The following is a 2635-nucleotide window of genomic DNA, read 5'->3' on the forward strand; positions in this document are numbered from 1 at the left end:
GTTATGACTTCAGGCCAGATTACCTAAAGCTGGGAATCATTCGGAAGCTGATTGGAGAACCGCTGACGCTTGCACTTACTGCTACCGCTACAAAAGAGGTAAGGCAGGATATAGCTGAAAAACTTCTTCTAAGTGATTGGAAGGAAGTTGTATATTCTGTTGATCGCCCGTCGATTTCACTTGCAGTTGAACATGTCAGTCATTTTCAGGAGAAAATTGAACGGACCATAGAGCTGGTGAAATATTTGAAAGGACCGGGTATCATTTATTTCTCCAGTAAAAAGATGGCTGAGCAAACAGCTGCTTATATGAGAGAACAGGGAATCAGAAAGGTGATGGCTTACCATGGAGGGCTGGATTCTGAAAGCAGGATACTGATCCAGCAGCAGTTCATTCATGGCCAGTTGGAAGTTGTCTGTGCAACGAGTGCTTTCGGCATGGGGATAAACAAAGAGAATGTCAGATATGTGATACACTTCCATATGCCGATGCAAATTGAGTCGTATTTACAAGAAATAGGCCGGGCTGCACGGGATGGGTTGGATTCCATCGCCGTGCTGCTATATTCTCCTGGAGATGAGCAGCTTGCTTTTCAGCTGGCTGAGGGAGAACTGCCTGATCATATTCAAATAGAAAGGTTCTTTAGGTTCCTTGCAGACCGTAATGTGAGTTATCAAGAAGCAAAACAGTATGAAGATGAAATTATAGCGTTTTGCGGATTTACAGAAATTCAATGGAGGATTGCTGAAGATTATCTTTCAAGCCTGGAAGTTATTGATTATGATAAAGATAAAAGCAGATTTATCAATATTATAGAAAACCGCTTATCGGTTAAAAACTTCAATATTAAGAAAATGCTTGACTTGGTCCATTCGCAGGATTGTAAAAGAGCAGCCATTCTGACGCATTTCAATGAACAGCTCGCCGCAAGGCCGGCTAATTGCTGCACGATATGTGGGCTAGACATGAACCACTACGAACAAATTGAAGTCGTTGCTGACGAATCTGTAAGTAATAATTGGAAACAAGAACTGGCTTCTATTCTTTTATTAAAACCCTTTTCATAAAGAACGAAACACGATTATGAATGTGTTTTTTGTTAGCTATTATAGATTAAGTGGGCGGATATGATGAAGGAACGATACAAGGAAACGGTAGCGGGACTCACTGAAAAAGAACTGCTTTTTCATTTGGTTGCTACTCAAATAGTACTATTAACGATTTCCGCCATTTTAGGTATGATATTGTTTGATAGTTTAAATGAATTCAAAAATTTATTCATCTGGGATGATTTTAGTATCCTTACAGTCGGGTTCGGAGCGGGAATCTTGGTGGTAACTGTTGATGTTCTGCTTATGAAATTTCTTCCTCCATCTTATTATGACGATGGAGGTCTGAACGAACGAATCTTTAAAAATAAAACAATTTTGCAGATAGCACTGATTGCGGCAATGGTAGCGATCAGCGAGGAAATCCTTTTCAGGGGAATCATCCAAACAAACGCCGGCTTAATGATAACCAGCATTATATTTGCAGTAGTCCATTACCGCTATTTGTTCAATTGGTTTTTGTTCGTAAATATAATATTGCTGAGTTTTTTTATTGGTTATATTTATATGCAGACTGACAATTTGCTTGTAACGATTGTAATGCACTTTATCATTGATTTTTTATTAGGGCTTATGATTAAATTCAGGGCTCGAGCAGCAAATGGGGGTACTAACATTGAATAGAGAAAAACCTATTAGGGACCAGGCAGAGCGCCTGAGAAAAAGGGTTGAGCGAAAATCTGAACAAGCTGTTGATAAAAAAGAGACACTCCCACCCAGGAGCGAATTACACAGGCTAAAGCAAAAGAAAACGAAGGTGAAGGTTAAGTATCCAGTAATAAGGTTAATGGCATTGTTTTTCATTCTCCTGCCAATCACTTTTTTTAGCATCATTTCCTACCTAGATGGTTCAAAAGGGCCGTTGGATCTAACGGAAGAGCGGGCTGGTGTTGAACTGATCGATGTGCAGAGTGGCAGTGGAGACGATAGCAGAGCTAAGGATTCATCGGACGATGAAGATTCTCCTGCGATTGAGGAAATCGCAGAACCAGAGGATATTGATGTTGCGGCAGCTGCACCTGCGCCAGAAAGTGGAAATGATAAAAATACACCTGAAAATCCGGTTAGCACGAAGGAGCATGTTGCTGCCGAAACAACAACGAAACAGCCTGCTGCCGAATCCCCTCCGGCATCAACGGTTAATGCAGAAGGCAATGAAAAAATCATTTATCATACGGTACAACCAAGCGAAACAATTTTCAGGGTTGCGATGAAATATTATAAATCGCAAGAGGGAATCTCCATTATTAAAAATGCCAACAATATTCAGGGTAATGAAATTCAGGCTGGACAAGTCTTGAAAATACCTATTAAAAACTAGCCGGAGCTAAATCTGGCTAGTTTTTTCTATTTTTGGATAGGGTTTGTTCAACTCAGTGATAGTCGGATCTTTGCAAGAAAAATACAAAATTTGTTTTTATAGCTTCCTATCATATCGTAAAGGACAAGCTCATAAATTTAATGTAAGGCTGTTTTCACATAAATTGTTGTTTTTGTTAATATTCTGGCTATTTATTGGATTCGGG

Annotated in this window: 3 protein-coding genes; all 3 read left to right on the plus strand. The window is 39.7% G+C overall.

Going from position 1 to position 2635, the window contains the following annotated elements; genetic code table 11:
- Positions 1 to 1067, plus strand: a 1067-nt coding sequence (locus tag WB217_RS01420) for a helicase-related protein (protein WP_423989962.1), incomplete at its 5' end; no start/stop codon positions are given.
- Positions 1068 to 1130: 63 nt separating this feature from the next.
- Positions 1131 to 1733 carry a lysostaphin resistance A-like protein gene (locus tag WB217_RS01425; RefSeq protein WP_423989966.1) on the plus strand — a complete coding sequence of 201 codons (603 nt, stop codon included), beginning with the start codon at positions 1131 to 1133 and terminating at the stop codon, positions 1731 to 1733.
- Positions 1726 to 2430 (plus strand): LysM peptidoglycan-binding domain-containing protein, encoded by a 705-nt coding sequence (locus WB217_RS01430; RefSeq protein ID WP_423989964.1) that lies wholly within the window; start codon positions 1726 to 1728, stop codon positions 2428 to 2430. Before WB217_RS01425 ends, WB217_RS01430 begins: the two co-directional genes overlap by 8 nt.
- The last annotated feature ends 205 nt before the right edge of the window (positions 2431 to 2635 follow it).

It is taken from the genome of Mesobacillus sp., assembly GCF_049588175.1.
GTDB lineage: Bacteria > Bacillota > Bacilli > Bacillales > Cytobacillaceae > Mesobacillus.